Annotated in this window: 13 protein-coding genes and 2 pseudogenes; 3 read left to right on the top strand and 12 right to left on the bottom strand. The window is 52.1% G+C overall.

What is annotated here, in order from left to right; genetic code table 11:
* Window positions 1-16: 16 nt before the first annotated feature.
* From Q0824_RS06705 to tssI (Q0824_RS06655), 11 genes and pseudogenes are all read right to left on the bottom strand, one after another.
* Complete coding sequence (locus tag Q0824_RS06705; protein WP_298448699.1) at window positions 17-3,181, bottom strand: hypothetical protein; 3,165 nt, start codon at window positions 3,179-3,181, stop codon at window positions 17-19.
* A gap of 2 nt (window positions 3,182-3,183) precedes the next feature.
* Complete coding sequence (locus Q0824_RS06700) at window positions 3,184-4,017, bottom strand: DUF4123 domain-containing protein (protein WP_298448697.1); 834 nt, start codon at window positions 4,015-4,017, stop codon at window positions 3,184-3,186.
* Window positions 4,010-5,575, bottom strand: a pseudogene (gene tssI, locus Q0824_RS06695) (type VI secretion system tip protein TssI/VgrG); the annotation flags it as partial. The pseudogene tssI (Q0824_RS06695) and the gene Q0824_RS06700, both read right to left, overlap by 8 nt.
* A complete protein-coding gene (locus Q0824_RS06690) occupies window positions 5,547-6,182 on the bottom strand; it encodes a hypothetical protein (RefSeq protein WP_298448696.1) in 636 nt (211 codons plus the stop codon). The gene Q0824_RS06690 and the pseudogene tssI (Q0824_RS06695), both read right to left, overlap by 29 nt.
* 114 nt (window positions 6,183-6,296) lie before the next feature.
* Window positions 6,297-6,617 carry a TM2 domain-containing protein gene (locus Q0824_RS06685; RefSeq protein WP_298448694.1) on the bottom strand — a complete coding sequence of 107 codons (321 nt, stop codon included), beginning with the start codon at window positions 6,615-6,617 and terminating at the stop codon, window positions 6,297-6,299.
* Between the two features lie 51 nt (window positions 6,618-6,668).
* Window positions 6,669-7,667 carry a hypothetical protein gene (locus Q0824_RS06680; RefSeq protein ID WP_298448692.1) on the bottom strand — a complete coding sequence of 333 codons (999 nt, stop codon included), beginning with the start codon at window positions 7,665-7,667 and terminating at the stop codon, window positions 6,669-6,671.
* Complete coding sequence (locus Q0824_RS06675) at window positions 7,668-10,799, bottom strand: hypothetical protein (protein WP_298448690.1); 3,132 nt, start codon at window positions 10,797-10,799, stop codon at window positions 7,668-7,670.
* 3 nt (window positions 10,800-10,802) lie between these two features.
* Window positions 10,803-11,639, bottom strand: a complete 837-nt coding sequence (locus Q0824_RS06670; RefSeq protein WP_298448688.1) for a DUF4123 domain-containing protein — start codon at window positions 11,637-11,639, stop codon at window positions 10,803-10,805.
* A 50-nt stretch (window positions 11,640-11,689) separates the two neighbouring features.
* Entirely contained in the window at window positions 11,690-12,175 is a 486-nt protein-coding gene (locus tag Q0824_RS06665) for a hypothetical protein (protein ID WP_298448686.1), read from the bottom strand.
* Window positions 12,176-12,194: 19 nt separating this feature from the next.
* Window positions 12,195-12,686 carry a lysozyme gene (locus Q0824_RS06660; protein ID WP_298449552.1) on the bottom strand — a complete coding sequence of 164 codons (492 nt, stop codon included), beginning with the start codon at window positions 12,684-12,686 and terminating at the stop codon, window positions 12,195-12,197.
* A 399-nt stretch (window positions 12,687-13,085) separates the two neighbouring features.
* Window positions 13,086-14,972: pseudogene (gene tssI / locus Q0824_RS06655) on the bottom strand (type VI secretion system tip protein TssI/VgrG); the annotation flags it as partial.
* A gap of 168 nt (window positions 14,973-15,140) precedes the next feature.
* Between tssI (Q0824_RS06655) and Q0824_RS06650 the strand changes: the two are divergent.
* Genes Q0824_RS06650 through Q0824_RS06640 form a run of 3 tightly spaced genes read left to right on the top strand, consistent with a single transcriptional unit; the run spans window position 15,141 to window position 16,797 of the window.
* Window positions 15,141-15,554, top strand: a complete 414-nt coding sequence (locus tag Q0824_RS06650) for a hypothetical protein (RefSeq protein WP_298448684.1) — start codon at window positions 15,141-15,143, stop codon at window positions 15,552-15,554.
* Window positions 15,551-16,081: a plastocyanin/azurin family copper-binding protein gene (locus Q0824_RS06645; RefSeq protein ID WP_298448682.1), complete on the top strand. Its 531-nt coding sequence runs from the start codon at window positions 15,551-15,553 to the stop codon at window positions 16,079-16,081. The genes Q0824_RS06650 and Q0824_RS06645 overlap by 4 nt, the downstream gene beginning before the upstream one ends.
* The gene (locus Q0824_RS06640; RefSeq protein ID WP_298448681.1) at window positions 16,078-16,797 is read left to right on the top strand and encodes an RNA polymerase sigma factor; all 720 of its coding nucleotides are present in this window, start codon (window positions 16,078-16,080) and stop codon (window positions 16,795-16,797) included. Before Q0824_RS06645 ends, Q0824_RS06640 begins: the two co-directional genes overlap by 4 nt.
* Before the next feature lie 5 nt (window positions 16,798-16,802).
* Here the strand turns inward: Q0824_RS06640 and Q0824_RS06635 are convergent, their stop codons facing one another.
* Window positions 16,803-17,555, bottom strand: coding sequence for a class I SAM-dependent methyltransferase (locus Q0824_RS06635; protein ID WP_298448680.1), 753 nt, complete (start codon window positions 17,553-17,555; stop codon window positions 16,803-16,805).
* Window positions 17,556-17,589: the final 34 nt, after the last annotated feature.

Here is a 17,589-nt window from a genome sequence, read left to right as displayed (position 1 = left end):
ACGAGTGACGTATCATCTATACTTGCCTCCATATATGGAGACTAAATTTCTTTCGCAAGCTTCTGTATTCCTCGTACCGATCTTCATCTGAAGGTGACGCCAACCCCTTTCCCATAAACTCATCCAACTTTGCTACATTATTTCGAGCAACCATTAACGGATCACCGTCCGGGCTCTTTCCTTGGACATTCATCCGGGTTACCGACTCCTCAAACTGACGTTGAATTCGATTAGGAGTAGCTCCGCGGTAAGACTCGGGCTGAATCAGCTCTGACTCACTCATCCAGTGCAAGCATTGTAGGATCGCAATCTGCTGAATTTTCAGCATCTCTTTTTCTGATCGATCATCTTGATCACTCTCGCCTTCATACTCAACCGGCTCCGAAACCAGATTATGCAATAGCGGCCCGATCGCTTCCGGCTGCAGTCCGCGGAACCACTGCTGATAGCCCGCGACCTTTTCACGATCTTTAACTTTTTCAGCTTCTGCTGCCTCTTCTGCTGTCTGGGCTATCTTCAAAGCCACCAATCCGGCTCTTTCGCTCTGATTAATCGAGTCGAACACTTCTTGCACAAAACTATAATGGCGAGCCGCAAAAAAGGCCGCATCAAGTGCAGTGGTAAGCTGCAAGAAACTGATCTTGCTTAAGAAGCCGAACGCATCTGGCGCTACCCAATCGATGTGACGGTAATCGTTCTTGTGGAGTTCGTTTTGAATCATAGCTATCCAGTAGGATACTGCTTTGAAATCAATCTCAAACGCCAGCTTCCCTTTCAAGCCAAGCCCGGTCGTGAGCCCTGCGTCACTGATAAATATCAGTTTGCCATTCTTCATGCCTAGCTGGAACGACCGGCTGTATCCTACTCCCCAGCTTGCTGCAAGCCCAAGGTTAAGCGTCCCAACGCATGCCCATTTCTCTACCGGGTCGTGGGCTCTCATAAAATTAACTTTCTTTCGCGCCTCGGCCGGCAGGTCCCAGTACAGGCTGGTTGTGGCGGTTACACTAACCTTTGCTCCTGCAAAGGCATCCAGTTGCCCTTCAGGCATACCGTTACTGATCCCTGACAAGGTTAGGCCTTTCCCTTTCTCAAGATCGACTCCGAGCCCCCCGCTCAATATTACGTTGGCGCCAACATAGCCGCTAAGTTTCGCGTTCAGCTCACAGTAAAAGCGCCCTATATTCATTTCGCCTTCGCCTTTATCTGTCCAATAGGGAAGTCTAAATGGCTCGGTTTCACTCGGCTCTGGCAGTTTGACATCCAGGAGGTCCAGGTCTCCCTGCATTACGGTCAGCTTTCCACCAATGGTGGCGTTAGCCAACCCGTAACTGAGTGTCTTTTTGTCGCTTGATTCATTATTTTTCACAATGGTAGCCGAACCCTCGGCACCGGAGTCTGGACCGGATGCGGAGGAGAGTGCAGTCACTCTGACGTTCTCTCTAACGTACTCTGAAACGTCACGATCGATGCCGCCCAATACATAACGGGAAAACTGAGCCATGTAGCTATCATCGAAGAGCATAAGGTGCTTTCGCGCGTCTTTTTCAAACAACACGCTTCGCAAATTGATGCCCCACTGCTCTTTCTCGTCGTCTGAATGCAGCGCTGAAACAGAATAGTCTGATTGAACCTGCTTGTAGAAGAGGTCAGGTTGGAAGACCCCGTGATCACTAAACCAGGCCAGATCCATGTTCAGCTTCACGCACCCCATGCCTGTCAGAACCTTTTCCAGGATCTCGTCTTGTTCGGGCCGCTGAGCTTTTTTCAATGATAGCGCGATCTGTTTAGCTGTTTCCTGACTGTAGATATCATGGTCTGGAAGAGGGTGCTTGTCATCCAGATATCTCCCAACCCCTGGTAGGTCATTTAGGCAAAAATGATCCAAAACACTCTCGTTGCCTATCTGAGTATATTCGCGCAGTGGCATACCTGGTTTGATAAGAACCTTGGACGGTTTTGCCGTAAAGTCTTCAGGATCCCAGACGAACAGCCGTGCTGGCTCCATCGTTCTCGAAAGTGCTTCTGTTTGCTTCTGAAACCGGTACATTCTGGCGCTGTGCTTATCAAGAAGCTTGCGGTAGTGCTCGATCTCGACGTTCGGAATCGGGCCATTTCTGCCAAGAACCTTGGCCCAGTCCACAACAGCATTTTCGAGATCCGTCTCGACCTTCTGATAGTCGCGCTCCATTTGGTGATACCCGGACAATTTTTCCAGTCCCGAGCGAATGTCACCATGATTCGCGAGCACATACTCTGCAACGGCCACTCCATTGGTGGCCAATTCAATGGCCTTCTTCAGGTAAGGCCCAACGTAACTGAAGAACCCGTAATATTCCTCCAGGAATTCTTCAATTTCTACCAGATTCTCTTTAGTTGGAGACAGTTGGCATTCAACACTTCGTTTGTGATAACGGCACATCCGCATAAATGAATGATACTTTGCCTCGTCCGGCAGTTCGTGGCGGAGAAAATCAGCTTTTGCCTTTTTGTATCCCCGTAAAAGTTCAGAAACCTTTTGCTGGTGAGGTGAATAAAGGGTCTCGTTCTGAATTACGAAGCCTACTGATTCCGCAGCCGAAAAGCCCATTTCCCGGAGTTCTTCGATACGTTTCGTGCATTTGAATATGCTTGCCCTAAGCTCTCGATGCTTCTTTGGCACATTTTGTTTCGCCAGGTATTGAGCATTTGCCACGTCGCTGTATTGTCGTTTTGTGGACGCTGTAACATCAGGGGCGTTGTGAACTTCGTCATACAGGCGCGCGTGTTCATCACTAAGGTCTTCGAAAGTACCCACAAGCTGGGCCGCCTCAGCCTCAAGCCGCTCTATCTCTCGCTCAGTGCCCCGCCACTCATCCTGCAATATTTTTGGTAGAAATGTTCGAGGGTGGGCAGGTACAAAAAGGTCTGATATTCCGGCAGCCTTAATGCCCTCTATTCTTTTGGAGACTTGCTCTGACTTGATAACTTTCGACAAGCTGGCACTGCTTTTTTGTATAGCGTTGACGGCGTCATCGGTAAGCAGCCAGAAACACCGCTGACCAGTAATGTAAATGACCGAAGCATAATCGGCACTACTGCACTCATTGCTCTCAGAACTGGTCGATTCTTCCGAGCATTCATAGGCAGGCTCTGGCAGTTGTGCTGTATCACCTGCAGTGTTTGGGGCTTGAACATCATCCATGATCAGTTCGCTCCGTTTTCAATGGCGTCCAGTTTTTGGTAAGTGGTTAGATCCACTCTCTTAATAAGTGATGAGTAGAAGGGGGCATCTGGCTGACTTTTTTTCTGAATCAGAAGCCGAAGAACTCTCTCAATATCAGCTTTGGAATCCAACCCAATTGCCTCTGCAAGCTTCGCTGCATCGTCGACATACTTCGAGGGGGTATCAGAAGGAGTGAACTTCCCATATTTTTCTGTAAGCACATTAATGAATGCACGGTTTCGTTCGACGGTGAATTCGTCAACTTGCGAGTCACGAAAATGCCACGTGAACGCGTCTGGCTTATCTAGTTTAACCGCTTGGGAATCTGACGATGTCTTCCACCATTGTGTACCGTTCTGCCAATACCAGCTCACCTCAGGTGGAACAAAATGGTTGTACTGTTGCTGATCAAGCACTGACAGAAACGAGCCTAGTACCCGTCCATCATAAATTCGCATCAAGCTCTCTTGCGCCCCGCGCGACATGAACAAAAACTGTTGGAGCCAAACAGCCAGTTCATCCAGGTTTTCTGACGGGTTTGCCAGAAAGACGCCCGGGAACCTATCTTTGTATTTGTTGATCAGGGCGTGCTGAGCGCCAGGAGCGTTGTGAAGGTCAACTAGGGCAGGACCCATTTGCCAGCGTTCCTGAAAAGCCGTCCCAAACAGTAACGGTCTCCAGCTTCCGGGGCTCCGGGCCTCAATCTCCTCATAGATCCATGCCAGAACTGATGGGTGGTAAGCGAGATCCAGAATCACAAATGGAACACTGGGAGCAAGTTCCAGGATGGCCTGTGTAGTCCTTTGCTCAGCCATGGTCGTGGACCTTACACTTACCGTCATCGTCAAGGGCGCAGCCGCTTACTAAAAGAGCTCCCTTGTCACTTGCCTTTTCAAAGGCGGAGGCAGGAGGGACTACTGTTGTCAACCCTTCTGGAGACCAGCTTTCAGAACTCGCGGAAATACGCGATTCTGAAAGACCGAGAGCATCCCGGCCACGAGTGTCCGTCGCTAACTCCAGGAGTGCTGCAGGTAGATCTGGGCTAGTCGCCCCAACTCCACTCCCACTCCCCGGCCCACCCCCGGAATTCATCCTCACCAGCGGCCCAGAAATCGTCACACCACTCGGATCAACCTTCACAAAGCTCCCACCGGCTTTCAGCGTCACTTCCGCCCCAGCCTCAATAACAATCTTCATACCCGCCTTGTGATGAATCTCATTCCCCGCTTCCACAAGCTGGGCTTTGCCAAGTTTGCTGTGGTGGCTGCCGTTAACGGTGAGGCTGTAATCACCACCAATCTTTTCCCGGTGTTCGCCGTCTACCGTTGAGTGGTGGTTGGCTTTTACCTGGCTGAAGCGGTCATTTTCCACGGTCAGGTGGCTGTCGTTTTTGATCACTTCGGTGCGGTTGTTTTCGGTGAGCAGGTCCAGGTCTTTTTGCGCGTGCACGTAGATCTGTTCTTTGTCTGCTTCGTCTTCAAACCGCAGTTCGTTGCTGCCTTCACCCTTGTGGGTTTGTGTTTTCAGGGTGGTGCGGGTTTTATGTTCCGGCAGCGAGTAGGGCGATGTGTTGGTGGCGTGGTGTGTTCTTCCGGTGATGATAGGCTGGTCGGGGTCGCCATCCAGGAAGGAGACAATCACTTCGTGGCCGATTCTTGGCAGTGCCATGAACCCATATTGCCCACCGGCCCAGCCCTGGCTTACGCGCAGCCAAGCGCTGCTGTGCTCGTTGTTTTCGGAGTAGCGATCCCAGGGGAAACGCGCCTTTACGCGGCCGTATTCATCGCAGTGGATTTCTTCGCCTTCGGGGCCAGTGACTATGGCTATCTGCGGGCCGTCCATCAGTGGGCGGTGGGCGCATAGAGGCCGCCAGGTTTTGTTGGCGGGAACGGCGCTGAACAGGTTGTGATAGGTAGTCGGCCCGGTGCCGCCTTCTTCAGCTAATGCCTGGGGCTGTTTGCCGGTGTGTGTGACGGCGGTCAGCAGCCAGTCGCGGTTTAGTCTCGCGCTGTCGTGGCTGGTGAGTTCCACTTTGGCACCGCAGGTGAAATCCGGGCGGTTACTTTCACCATTGGCAGTGTTGGCGTCGTTTCTGAGGGCGTCCAGCCTGGCTTCGGTAAAGGGTTGCCCGCTAGCGTCGGCCTTGAACCGGCCCGGGTAGTCGAAGTGTTGGTAATCCTGCCGTTGGTTCTCAGCGGAAGCCGTGCTTTCGTGCATCAGCCCATAGGCGGGGTTTTTGAAGGTGTAGTCTTTGGTAGCCACAGAGGCGGCACGAACCCGCTCCTCGTAACGGAAGCGGAATACCGCGGGCTGTTTGGTGCTGCCGCCAGCTTTAGCGTTGTACTCAACAGGTTCGAGCCTTGGTGCGTCGCCAGGAGTCGCTATCTTTTTTCTTGGCCCGCAATTTTGGCTTAATCCTGAAAGGAAAGAACTGAATATCAGCAGAGAGCGCCATTTGCTGTGACGGTTGAGAGGTGTTTTTCGCGATGTCGGCACACTCGAAGTGGCATGTGGTGTATGAGAACTCAACGTCTGTGCCGTGATGGCGAGCTTGCATCGTATGCCAAATACGCCGGACTGAGCTGTCTTTGTCTATCTCCTCCAGTTGGGCGGCTCTGGCCCTGATAGGCTCGGGCTCTACCGGCACTAACCCATAGGCCAGCTGAACAGAGCGTTCTACCAGTTGGCCACACAAGATACCAACTCTGGCGCGAAGTCGAATGGCGTCCAATACAATGGCAATTGCCGCCCCCGTACCAACGAGGAAAACGAGTGAGCTGTCAAAAAGCACAGCGCCGAAATACGTCAAGACGAACACACCAACACCAAGCGCTATTTGCTTCCCGAAGCTATAACGAAGCACAATTTTATTATCGGCAAGGTGTGCGCCCAACTCATCGATTTCGGCTTTTGTTTGGGCTGCCATGCCCACTTCATTTAACGTATCCAGAACGCCAGTCAGCTTTTTGCGGGTAAGCACGGGGTGCATCCATCCTTGGTGATTTTCAGGGCAGTGATTGCCGCCGTTAGGCTAACGAGCGCGCAATCAAGCCGCACTTTTTGTAATTCTGTTTGGTAGCTAGCGGATACCAGCTCAGCTGGAGAACCAGTCGCGTTGAATACGACCGTCTTTGAAGCGGTACATGGAAAGCCCAAGACGAAGATCCTGGCCGCGCGCATCTTTGACGAACCCGGTGTCTTTTCCGAGTGAGTGCAGGAAAGCGTCAGTCAAAACCATCGCGCCATCGATGAACCACCAGATGCCAAGGCCGCCAATGGTAAGGCCTTTGGCGATACCGGATTTCCACTTGCCGAGATAGAAGCGGTCAACGCCGAAGATTCCGAGGAACATAGCCAGAACCAGGGTTATCAGGCGGTTCTTTTGACTGGGGTGGTTGGTGTCTGACGTGGGCATGTTTTCCTCCTTGAAAAGTTAGTTTGTGTGAATAATCGAAGGCGTGCGGTTTTATATCCCGAATTTGGGGAGATAGTAGATGACGGGCGTATCGATCAACAATCCCTTTGCTCTTGCCTCCGCTTCTGCGATGACTTCGGAATCCAGCGTCTCTTTGAAAATATCTATTTCCCGTTTAACGGTCGAGCTGCCTCTTTGATTGTGAAGCGCAATTAACATGGCTAGACCTTCAACAGGACGGGCTTGCGGATAGCGGTACATCCCATCCGGCCCATCCAGCAAGATCAATCCATAGTTAAAGAGCGCGTCAAAGTAATCAGTCTGCCCCAGACGATCAACCCATTCGTTGGCCTCATCAAATAGCCCATCAGCCCTTAACTCGCCAGCCAGCCTAAGCATCGCCTTGGGAAAGCCGTTCTCCGCCGAGGCGCGCAGCCATTTGAGTACGTCTTCGCGGCGGCCCTTTTCTGTCCAGTAGAAGCCCATTTCACGTTCATCCAACAGGCCAACCGCTAACCAGTATTGAGCAAACGAATTGCCGATTTGCGCCGCTTTTTTTGTCCACTCAAAGGCTTTATCTCTGTCCCCGGCCGCCCAATAGACAGAAAACAACTCCATCATCGCCTCCTGGTCCCCGGATGTTGCTTTGGGCAATGCCGTCTCAAGCGCGCGATCTAACCACTGCTCCCGATTAGAGTCACACTCTCGGAGGGTGCCGCAGAAGTTGCCTTTTTGACCGAGTCGTAACATTGCATAAACCTCTCCTCCTTCAGCCGCCTGGCGGTAGTAGGCTTCAGCCTCTTCCGAAATGTAGGTATAGCGCCTACGAAGTATCTCGCCCACTCGGTATGCGGCCTCTGCGTGACCAAGTTTTGCAGCCTTCTCCAGAGGGGTAATGGCGATGGCACTGTAACGCTGTTGATACAGTGTGAGTCCCTCCTGAAACAACGCCTTTGCCCGCTGTACGTCCGCTTCAGCCCTTACTGCAATTGAAAACAACATGAAAAATATTAACGTGTAAGCTTTATATGTTAACGGCTTCGGTATCACTTAGGCTTGCTCCCATAGGTGAAAACTGAATTTCTTGCGGAGTGTACGATACTCTTGTAATCGCGACTGATCATCAGGCTGGAAAATGTGCCTTCCCATAAACTCATCCAGTCGCGCAATATTGTTCCGGGCAACCACCAAACGGTTCCCTTGAGGTTTCTCGCCATGTGTATTCATCCGGGTAACCGACTCCTCAAACTGTCGCTGAATACGATTAGGAGCGTGGTGACGGTAGGATTCTGGGTCAACCAGTTCAGCACCTTCTATCCATCTAAGGCATTGAAGAATTGAGGCTTGCTGACGTCTCAGCATCTCCGCCTCTGTAACTGTCGTTTGGCCATGCTCATTCTTATACTTATACTCAACAGGCTCAGACACTAGATTGTGCAGTAAAGGGCCAATCGCCTCCGGCTGCAATCCCAGAAACCAGGACTTGTATTCGTCTAGAGATATACGCGGCCGGTCGTCGGAAATAACGTCGTTGCTCTCTGCAATCTCGATGGCATCACTGATACTTACTGCCACTAACCCCGCATTTTCACTGCTATAGAAACTGTCATACAGCTCCTGAACAAAGTCGTAACCCTGCGCGGCCATGAACGAGATTTTAAGTGCCGTTGACAGGCACAGGTTCATCAGCATGCTCATATGCTTGAAGGCTTCCGGGTCGATCCAGGTTATGCGCCTGTATCCGTTTTCGTGAAGCTCCTGCTGTATCAGTCTCATCCACAAAGGTATAACCTCTGGGGCCACTTCCACGCCAACAGAGGCACTTCCACCCAACCCGGCAATGAGTTTCCCCTTAGCGTAATACACCAAGCGCTTATTCCTGAGCCCGATAGTGATGTTTCCGCTGGCTCCGATACCTGCGGCACCCACCAGTTCACCGGTTATCAAGCCCATGGTCATCCATTCGGGTACGTCTTCGGCGACCAGTCGCCATTTCTCGGAATTACGTAATCTGGCGGGTATTGCCCACTTCATCTCTGCCCGCGCCATCAAGCCAGCTTGCGCGCCGGCAAATGCTTCAAACTCAGCTCCGTCCGACTCCCGTTTTTTCGGATCAATACCGGTTACCTGAATACCCTGGCCTTCAACCGCTTCAACGCCTATCGAGTGGCTTAAAAGAATCCGGGCTCCCACACTGCCCCAGCATTTCACGTCCAGCGCACAATAAAATCGCCCAACGTCGAGTTCATGTTTGCCTTTTTCGCTGTAAAAAGGCAGCAAGACAGGCTTTGTTTCCTCGGGTTTGGGTAAGTTCATCGACAGAAGGTCAAGCTGCCCCTGACGGTATGTCAGGCCTAGTCCAATAGAGGCTTCCGTAAGGTTGTAGCTCAACTTCTTCTGTTGGTTTTTTTCGTAATTTAGTGAGCCGGACGATGGCCCACTTACATCACCCAGAACCTCGATTTTGAGATTGTTTTGCAGCTCCTTGCGCATATCACCAGAAATGCCACTGATAACCAGACGAGTGAACTGTCCGGTATAGCTATCATCGAACCCCATAAGATGGCGCTGCGCTTCAGACTCGAACAAAAAGGAAGTAATCTTCGACCCCCAGGCCTCAATGGCTTCCTTGTTCTGAGTCACGAGGGCACATTCAAGCTCTATGGCCTTGAAAAAGCGTTCAGGAGCAAATAGACCCTTTTTATCGAACCAATGTTTCTGCAGCGGATATTTCTTCGCGCCAAGGTCGGTCAGGAGTTTTTCCAGAGCCTCGTCCTTGCCAGGTTTTTGGGCAGCCTTTAAGGATACAGCCAAGTCCAAAGATGATTTGGAAGTATCATCTTCTTTTAGATATTCATCACCGCCCGGTAAATCGAACAGGGAAAAATGCCTAAGTGTCGATCCCCCATTGGGCATTGAAAACTCCCGCAAGGGGATACCAGGTCGCATCAGTGATTTGTATGGGCTGGCCTGATACTCGGTAGGGTGCCAAACGAACATCTTTGGAGGCGTGATAGCCTCGGCTCGTTCCTGGGCAATACAGCGCAACTCTTCTTGCTGTGACTCACACTTCTCAATTTTCACCTGATATGTAAGAAGCTCTGAAGCGGGAGCCGGGCCGTTCCGACCAACCGTCCGATGCCAGATGCTTCCGGTATCCTTCATTTCGTTGGTCAGGTTTTCGATATCCCATTGCAATTGTTTGTACCGGGCGAGTTCCAAGATACCATCGGAAACGTTATTCTCGCTGCTGGCCAAGGCGTATTCTGGCGTTGCGATCCCGATATTTGCCAAGTCCAAAACGGCCATAGCGTAATTGAGCATTTTGCCTTCAAGCAGGTTTAATTCCGTCAGATATTGTTCAATTTGGGAACGGCTGGGAGTATCCCGGTCCCACTCATAGGCCATGAACTCCTTGTTGTAACGAATGGTGTTGATGAAGATGGCAGTGTCGTGCTCATTATTAAATTCATCTTTCTCAAACTCTTCACGAGCTTTTAGGTAGTTTTCAAGAAGTGCCTTGATTCCTATTTGCTCGGGCGAGTACAAGTCGTCATCAACCACCTCAAAGCCTGCTTGCCTGGCTGCGTCGAGCCCTTCATCACGAAGTTGAGACAAGCGGTTCTTTCGCTCCTCGATACGCTCACGGATGTTTTGCTTGTCTCTTTCAATCTTCTCGAGCTGAGACCGCGATTTTGCCGTCAGTGATAATCGATTCCGGTAGTACTCCGCTCCATCACCCAGTACCTGAAGCTTGCCAAAAAACTCTTGTTCTGCTGATCGGAACTCACTGGCGAGTTGCTCGAGCTCTTTGTTTGCTGTGCGGTTTTCTTCCGTGAGCTTTGCCCACTCACTCTGCTGCACCGGTAGCAGAAAGCTCTGCGGCGTTGCTGGCAGAAATAAATCGGTAAGCCCTGCTTTTTGTAACGCAGCTAGCCGTTCATTCAGGCTATCTTTGGATGCCGCAGCCTTGAGCCGGTCTGCGCTGGTTTCTATTTTTTCCGCAACGCCCTGGGGGAGTAGCCAGAAGCTTCGGTGACCGGTGATGTAGATTACTGTGGAGTACTTGCTGTCCTTGCAGAGTTGGGCCTCCGAATGTGACGAGGTTGGGTCGGTTTCCGACACGACGGGTGGGGGCAGTGTTGCTCCAGGCCCACTCTGGGCATTGTCTTCAATCAACATGTTCTAACATCCTTGTTCAGTTTCCAGCTGGCTGAGGGCTTGTAGCGGGGTCTTTCCGTGAACCCGAATCAGTCGACTCCATAGGGGTGACTCTTGCAGACGGCCTCTCAACGTGATTGCCATTCGAAGCCACCGCTCCTGGTCAGCATGGCTTGATATCCCGGCACCCTGAGCGGATTCAATTTCGCCAAGCACGAACTGGTCAGGGTCATTCGAGGGTATGTGGGCACGGTATTCATCTGCCAAAAACAAAGAAAACTGCCGTAACCGCGCCTTGTCCAGTTGTGCAATCTGTGCTTCCGAAATCGTAAATAGCTCGTCTTTGCCTGGAGTCTCTCGCTGATAGTCAGAAGATGCAATCTGCCACTGCCCATAGCGATGCCAAGCCCAACCAGACGCAGGGCCAAGCAGCGCCTTACGCTGGACAGGATCCAACACCTCAAAAAGGGGGGCAAGCGAGCGGGGATCGTAAAAGCGGAATACCGCTGGCTTATCCTCCCGTTGAATGGTCACTAATGAGCGAAGGTGGTTAGCTAGTTGCCCAAGATCTATGGCTGGTGCATGAATCACCATGCCCAGATGCTCGGATCTATAACGCTCTATCAATGCGTCGCGAAATGCAGGCGAACGTTTTAGTTCAATCAGTATTGGCCCTTTTTTCCACAGATCTGCCAACACGGTTCCCTGATACAGAGGCTCCCAGGGAATTTCGGAGTTTTCAAAATGGCGGTACAGCCACCCCAGCAACAATCCTTCGTCTTTCTGCGCCAGATCCAGAATCGCAAAATCTGCAATCGTTTCTGGGTGAAGCCGTTCCGGAGCAATCTCAATGGTGTTCATGAGTGGTAGCAATCCATGCTGTTTAGTTAAACAAATCTTCCCTTTGCGAATTATTCTCGTTCCGAAACTGGTTTCATCATGTAGAGCCAGCCGTCATGCATTTCCCAAAGTTCATCGTCAACAACTTCCAGGTTTATAAAAGGTTCTTCGCCCTTCTCCCCATTGGTATAAATATGCAGCACCTTTATGTGTTCCCGATCCAGACCGTGCCCGTAAAAGTTGCTCCACCGATTGGCGTCCACATTCCCCTCTTTTGTGGTGGGGTAGCAGGTAATCTCATATAGAGGATCAGAGATCGTAATATCCCTAACCTTGAAAGCAGCTTGGCCAACTAAAATATTCTTACCGACGCGCGCTTCAGCCGAAGCCTCAGAAGTTAGCCCGCCACGATACCTGACAACGTCATAAATCACATAACTGGCGTACAAGTCATCCAGTGACCGGTTCGGACACGAATCTTCGCTATTGGTGGAGCTAACGGCGAAGCAGCCAGATGAAATAAGACCGGTGATAAGGATTAATAGATATTTGATCATCAGCTGCTCCAACCGAAAGTTACCAATTTTCATAAATAGCCTTTGAATACACATTCCATTCAGCATTCCGTCGATTTATCAAACCACGATTGACTGAACCCTGTGACCGCTTCCAAGCCTTCCACGCGCTTTCCAAGTCTGAATATGGTGTGGAGGCCGCAGGGTCATTGATTAACTTGACCGCAGATGAGCTTGAAAAACCTACAACGCCTATGTTGTACGCGAGCATAACGGCGGCATCGAATTGGTGCTGTTCCAAACGCACAGTAATATTTTCGTTCACAGCACGCACAAAGGGCTCCGAATCTGCCTGGAAAATAGTATCTGCTTGATTACTGGTAATTCCTCTCTCGTATAAGGGCCACTCACTCCTTGCTATCAAGTGTCCATAGCCAATGGTTGCCCCTTTAACCCAAGTGGAAATGCCTTTACCAGTCTGATCATCGTATGGGGTTAGTCGTAGCTCCTCGACACTCTTTAAGAGCGCCTCACCCTCTGCACTCAATTGCATTTGAGTATCGTTTGATGGAGAGGGTGATTTTTCGGTTTCTAATTCGTCATTTGCCACAACGCCCGGATTAAGAGGTTCATCGGAAGTTGAGCCTTTAAGTCCTGCTTCGGATGATTCGTTTCCAGCGTGGTTATGCACCACGCATTGTCCGTTGTCATCCAGTTCGCAGCCAGATACGAGGGTGCTACCTGCCTTGGCAGCTCGAGATAGTGCGCCCTCGGTCAATCCGGGCATGCCGGAAGCAGCACTTGCGCTCTCTTGCCCAAGGCCTGTAAATACTGCCGTCTGTGTAGCGCCATCTTCCCGCGTTGCAAGTTGGTCGGCCAAAGAAGCGGACGGTACCGTCTCCAATGATGACTCATTGAGTGTATTTGGTGTAGTTGGTTCCTTAGCCCCAATTCCACTCCCACTCCCCGGCCCACCCCCGGAATTCATCCTCACCAACGGCCCAGAAATCGTCACACCACTCGGATCAACCTTCACAAAGCTCCCACCGGCTTTCAGCGTCACTTCCGCCCCAGCCTCAATAACAATCTTCATACCCGCCTTGTGATGAATCTCATTCCCCGCTTCCACAAGCTGGGCTTTGCCAAGTTTGCTGTGGTGGCTGCCGTTAACCGTAAGGCTGTAGTCACCGCCGATCTTTTCCCGGTGTTCGCCGTCTACCGTTGAGTGGTGGTTGGCTTTCACCTGGCTGAAGCGGTCATTTTCCACGGTCAGGTGGCTGTCGTTTTTGATCACTTCGGTGCGGTTGTTTTCGGTGAGCAGGTCCAGGTCGTTTTGTGCGTGGACGTAGATCTGCTCTTTGTCTGCTTCATCCTCAAACCGCAGTTCGTTGCTGCCTTCACCCTTGTGGGTTTGGGTTTTCAGGGTGGTACGGGTTTTATGCTCGGGCAGCGAGTAGGGCGGTGTATTGGTGGCGTGGTGTGTTCGTCCCGTGATGATGGGCTGGTCAGGGTCGCCATCCAGGAAGGAGACGATGACTTCGTGGCCGATTCTTGGCAGCGCCATGAACCCATACTGTCCGCCTGCCCAGCCCTGGCTTACGCGCAACCATGCGCTGCTGTGCTCGTTGTTTTCGGAGTAGCGATCCCAGGGGAAACGTGCCTTTACGCGGCCGTATTCATCGCAGTGGATTTCTTCGCCTGCGGGGCCGGTGATTATGGCTATCTGCGGGCCGTCCATTAGCGGGCGGTGCTCGCACAATGGCCGCCAGGTTTTGCTGGCGGGAACAGCGCTGAACAGGTTGTGATAAGTGGTTGGTCGTGAGCCGCCTTCTTCTACCAGTGCCTGGGGTTGTTCGCCCACATGGGTGATGGCAGTTAGCAGCCAGTCGCGATTCAATCGGGCGCTGTCGTGGTTGGTGAGTTCTACTTTCGCACCGCAGGTGAAATCCGGGCGGTTGCTTTCACCGTTGGCAGTGTTGGCGTCGTTTCTGAGCGCGTCCAGTCTGGCTTCGGTAAAGGGCTGGCCGCTGGCGTCGGCTTTGAAACGGCCCGGGTAGTCGAAGTGTTGGTAATCCTGCCGTTGGTTCTCAGCGGAAGCCGCGCTTTCGTGCATTAGCCCATAGGCGGGGTTTTTGAACGTGTAGTCCTTCGTGGCTACCGAGGCGGCACGAACCCGTTCTTCGTAGCGGAAGCGAAATACGGCGGGCTGTTTGGTGCTGCCGCCCGCTTTGCCGTTGTACTCAACAGGCTCCAGCCTTGGTGCGTCGCCGTGGTGGTCAGCAAGGATCAGGCCGGGCTGTTCGCTGCCATCCACGCTGCCATGCTGATAGCGGTAGTGCCAGCCTTCCTCGGCGGCCAAGCGCTCGATAAACGCCAGGTCGCTTTCCCGGTGCTGAACGCAGTATTCCCGTTCCTGGGGCGCTCGCTTGAGATCAAATACCGAATCTACAATGCCTCGCTCTTCCAGTAGGGTGCGCACAATGGTGTCTGTGGTTTGGGTCTGGAAGATGCGGCTGTTGTGCATTAAACCCAAGCGCCACAGGGGTGGCTGGATGATCAGTTCGTAGCAGGTGCGGCGGTGGCCGGTGTCGCCTCGGGCAAACTCGTTCACCACACCGGTGAAGCGACGAAGTGGTATGCCGTCTTGCCAAACCACCAAGTCTACGGTTTGTTCCAGAATTTCCGACGCCTGAAGATCGGGGTCGGAGCTTGCCAGTATCAGGCGGCCATGAAAAAGCTCCGATAGCCCCTCGGTAAGCGCAAAGCTGACGACAGAAAAAACATCTGAGGGAAGCTCACCAACACGCGCAGTGAACTGCAATCCGTTTGCCTGAGGCATATCTTCAATCCTTGAAGCTATGTGTATCTGGAGATAAATCTGGGCGAGAAGGTATCAGGGCTGGGGTGAAAAATCCAGCGACTGGCTGGCAGTGTGTAACCTTTCTGTTTCTGTTGCATCTATACAAGTACAAGCCAAATCTGGCGCAACATGCAATGGAGAATACTCATGTACAAGCAACTCACATTTACCCTTGGTTTGTTGGCTGCATCACTTGCTTTTGCACACGATCAGGGCGCGGTAGAGGAAATGCCGCCTGCAAGCCCTTACGTGCAAGTGAGCGAGGTGCTTCCGCTCCCGGCATTTATTCCCGGGCTGGGCACACTGTTTGTTAATCCGGATACGCTTCCTGCCGGTCCGTTTCTGGGCTACGACCATGACGGCAAGCTATCGGCAACCATATACATGACACCACTGGAGGAACTGGAAAATGGAGTGTCTTATGACGACTTGGGAATAGGGGCGCACAAGGTCACCTCGGTCGACATTTATTACAATGCTGGGCATCCAGGCGTTGAGGTGCCCCATGCCCATGTAGTGTTGTTTCATGATGAGGCCGCAAAAGGACGGCTGGCAAAATGAAACTCACGCGGCGTGAGCTGCTGGTTGGGGCAGGCAGTGCCCTGATAGCCGTTAACTTGCCGGTGCTCGCATCCGGTCAGCCTTCAGTGCTGATCGAGATGCGGGGTACAGCCCGCGGTGAACGGGTTTGGTTTGACCCGTTTGGCGTGGCCGTTAAGCCGGGAACCCGTGTGAGGTTTGTGAACAGGGATAGCGGAAATGCCCATACAGTAACGGCTTATCATCCGGAGGTGCTTGGTCGGCAGCGTCGAATTCCTGAAAAGGCAGCCCCTTTCAATAGCGGCTATCTGCTGCCGGAAGATACCTTCGAGCTACTATTAACCTCACCGGGTGTCTATGATTTTTACTGCATACCCCACGAACAGGCCGGAATGGTGGGGCGGGTGGTGGTTGGAGATCCCGGTGAGAATGGCTGGGACGATTCCGCCGTCCGCGCCGGTGGTGTCACCAAAAGCTTAGAAGCTGCATTTCCCTCAGTCGAAAGCATACTGACATCAGGCAGCATCCGTGCCCCGGAGTTAAAATGAAACAGACAGCTGAACTATCAAGTCGCGAGGGTGTGGGTTCTGATACGTCAGAACCCGAGCTGGTCGAGTTGGCGCGCAAAGGCCATGAAGCCGCTACTCGGGAAATTATCAGGCGCATGAATCCAAGGTTGTTCAGAATTGCACGAGGAATTGTTGATAACGATGCGACTGCAGAAGAGGTTGTTCAGGAGGCCTACCTAGTAGCGTTCACGCGAATTGATGAATTTCGGGGTGATTCCAGGCTTGCTACCTGGATCACCCGCATAACCTTGAACGCGGCGAAAATGAGGCTGCGAAAAATACGGCCGGCGCAAGAATACGATTCCATCAATGAGTCCCGGAACGCGGATGTATCGGTGGTTGCCTTTCCCGGGGTTCAAATACCAGGCCCGGAAGCGGAACAGGGGCGGGCACAATTTCGCCTTTTGATTGAGGCTGCTGTAACTGAGCTGCCAAGTACCTTGCGAGTTCCCTTTGTTTTAAGGGAGGCAGAAGGTATGTCTGTAGCGGCGATTGCCGAAGATCTGGGGATCAGCGTGATTACTGTTAAAACAAGGTTGTTCAGGGCGCGTCGGCAACTGCGCAGCGTTGTGGAGGAGAAGATTAAAGGTGGTTTTGATTCGATCTTTCCATTCGACGGCCTGCGGTGTGCCGGCATGGCTGATTCGGTTGTTGAAATTCTTATCGAAGCCCCGGATCCCCCGGGAGACGGTTGATTTGCTTATTGCGCTTCGCGCTTCACACAAACAAAGATCGCATTCCCCGATGACATGTCCCAAGGTGTGATCTTTTCGTAGTCGTGTTCAAGAATGTGTACGTCGAACCAGGGTTTTAGAAGGGCAGTCAGCTGGTCAAAACTCACGGCCACCATAGGGTGCTCATCATCCCATGACTGAGTGGTGCCTTCGGTAGTTTTCGTAATGCTGAGTTTGAGCCCTTGCTTCTCTCCCTCGCCAGAGTAATGCCACGCGGAGCTGAAGGTGAACAGGCTATCTCCCTGAGTGACGGTATGCCGCTCAAACAGTCTGTTATCAATTTTGTCCTTGTCGACAGAGTTAAAGCAGAACACACCACCGGGCTTTAAAGCGCGATGAGCACTGGCAATGCACTGCTTCAGCTTTTCGATGTCGCCGCTGTAGTGAACCGAATACAAGAAACAGGTAATCAAATCCAGCGGCTCGCCCACCTGGAAGTCGCACATATCCCCTAATGAAAACTGGGCTTCCGGGCACCGGGCTTTTGCTTGCTCCAGCATGGGCTGGTTTATGTCCAAACCACTGCTTTGATACCCGAAATCGATAAAGTGCCGAACGTGGGGGCCGGTTCCGCAGGCCAGATCCAGATGGGTGTTGCCCCCATTGCCAAATAGCTGATGCAACCTGCGCACGCCGTAGCTTTGGGCGTGGTAGTTAATATCCGCGCACATCAGGTCGTAATAGGCGGATAAATCGGTGTACAGGTAATTGGAGGACATGGCGGCCTGGCGGTATTAGAAGCGATTAGCTGGA

It is taken from the genome of uncultured Marinobacter sp. (assembly GCF_947488835.1).
In the GTDB taxonomy this organism is placed as follows: domain Bacteria; phylum Pseudomonadota; class Gammaproteobacteria; order Pseudomonadales; family Oleiphilaceae; genus Marinobacter.
Note: the sequence above shows the minus strand (reverse complement) of the source record. Positions and strands in the feature narration are given on the sequence as shown.

Coding starts and splice junctions, on each gene's coding strand:
- Q0824_RS06635 (WP_298448680.1), bottom strand. CDS start 17,555: ATGTCCTCCAATTACCTGTACACCGATTTATCCGCCTATTACGACCTG.
- Q0824_RS06675 (WP_298448690.1), bottom strand. CDS start 10,799: ATGTTGATTGAAGACAATGCCCAGAGTGGGCCTGGAGCAACACTGCCC.
- Q0824_RS06665 (WP_298448686.1), bottom strand. CDS start 12,175: ATGATCAAATATCTATTAATCCTTATCACCGGTCTTATTTCATCTGGC.
- Q0824_RS06660 (WP_298449552.1), bottom strand. CDS start 12,686: ATGCAATTGAGTGCAGAGGGTGAGGCGCTCTTAAAGAGTGTCGAGGAG.
- Q0824_RS06700 (WP_298448697.1), bottom strand. CDS start 4,017: ATGGCTGAGCAAAGGACTACACAGGCCATCCTGGAACTTGCTCCCAGT.
- Q0824_RS06685 (WP_298448694.1), bottom strand. CDS start 6,617: ATGCCCACGTCAGACACCAACCACCCCAGTCAAAAGAACCGCCTGATA.
- Q0824_RS06650 (WP_298448684.1), top strand. CDS start 15,141: ATGTACAAGCAACTCACATTTACCCTTGGTTTGTTGGCTGCATCACTT.
- Q0824_RS06640 (WP_298448681.1), top strand. CDS start 16,078: ATGAAACAGACAGCTGAACTATCAAGTCGCGAGGGTGTGGGTTCTGAT.
- Q0824_RS06645 (WP_298448682.1), top strand. CDS start 15,551: ATGAAACTCACGCGGCGTGAGCTGCTGGTTGGGGCAGGCAGTGCCCTG.
- Q0824_RS06705 (WP_298448699.1), bottom strand. CDS start 3,181: ATGGATGATGTTCAAGCCCCAAACACTGCAGGTGATACAGCACAACTG.
- Q0824_RS06670 (WP_298448688.1), bottom strand. CDS start 11,639: ATGAACACCATTGAGATTGCTCCGGAACGGCTTCACCCAGAAACGATT.